General features: G+C 48.8%; 2 protein-coding genes. Both read left to right on the forward strand.

Annotated elements, in window-relative coordinates:
• Positions 1-100: 100 nt before the first annotated feature.
• Complete coding sequence (locus tag VZT47_RS10580) at positions 101-394, forward strand: hypothetical protein (protein ID WP_330224915.1); 294 nt, start codon at positions 101-103, stop codon at positions 392-394.
• Positions 395-488: 94 nt separating this feature from the next.
• Positions 489-1,097, forward strand: a 609-nt coding sequence (locus VZT47_RS10585) for a relaxase/mobilization nuclease domain-containing protein (protein WP_330224916.1), incomplete at its 3' end; no start/stop codon positions are given.

A 1,097-nucleotide genomic window follows, 5' to 3' on the forward strand; every position in this document is an offset into this window, starting at 1 on the left:
GAAAGACAGGAACCCAGAGCAGTGTCAGTACCATAAAAAAAGATAAGTAGGCCGCCCTCTAAAGAGGGCTACGTACTTATCATACGAGGAGGAAACGACGATGAAAGTTGTACGGAAATTTTTGAAAATCATGGTACTTCCCCTGATGTTATTGATAGGGATTCTGCATTTTATACTGGATGTCATGGCGAAGCTTTCCTGTTATGTAATCGGGCCGATCATGCTGTTCCTTTTCGGATGTGGGGTATACACTGTCGTGAAGCATCTCTGGAATCAGACCGTACTCCTTGGTCTGATGGAAGCTGCGTGTTTTCTTGTTCTGTTCGGAGCAAGCTTCGTGATCGTTACACTGGAAAGCTGGAATCAGCATCTGACGGCGTTCCTTCATTCCTGATAAAGAGAAAGAATAGATAATAAGATGATCGGCGGTTCTGTGGACTATTCCTCTGCAGGGCCGCCGGTATTTTTATGTGAAAGGCGGCGAAACCATGGCAGCAACCAGGCTGATTGCGATGCATATCAACAAAGGGAAAACGCTGGCGCAATGCCTGGCTGCCCGGACAGACTATGCCCAGAACCCGGAGAAAACAGAAAAAGGAAATCTGGTCACGGCCTACGAATGTGATCCCATGACCTGTGATGAAGAATTCCTGCTCTCCAAAAGGCAGTACCGGCAGTACACCGGACGGGATCAGAAAAGCGATGTGATTGCGTACCAGATCCGGCAGTCATTCAAACCGGGAGAGATCTCAGCGGAAGAAGCAAACCGGGTCGGTTATGAACTGGCAATGGCCTTCACGAAGGGAAGGCATGCTTTTATCGTTGCCACCCATACAGACCGGGCCCATATCCACAACCATATCATTTTCAATTCCACCTCTCTGGACTGTCGGAGAAAATTCCGTGATTTCCACCGTTCGAATATGGCCCTGCAGAAAATCAGTGATCGGATCTGTCTGGAGAATGGGCTTTCGGTGATTGAACCGAAACCGTACAGCGAAAGGGCAAAGAGGACGGAATACCCAAAGAAGCCGAAATTCCGGGACGGAATCTGCCGGGAGATCGACAGAATTCTTTCCAGCAGGCCAAAGGACTTC

This window comes from Dialister sp. (genome assembly GCF_036343215.1).
GTDB lineage: Bacteria > Bacillota > Negativicutes > Veillonellales > Dialisteraceae > Dialister.

Excerpts from the sequence above, each read along its gene's own strand:
- VZT47_RS10580 (WP_330224915.1), top strand. The coding sequence starts at position 101 with ATGAAAGTTGTACGGAAATTTTTGAAAATCATGGTACTTCCCCTGATG.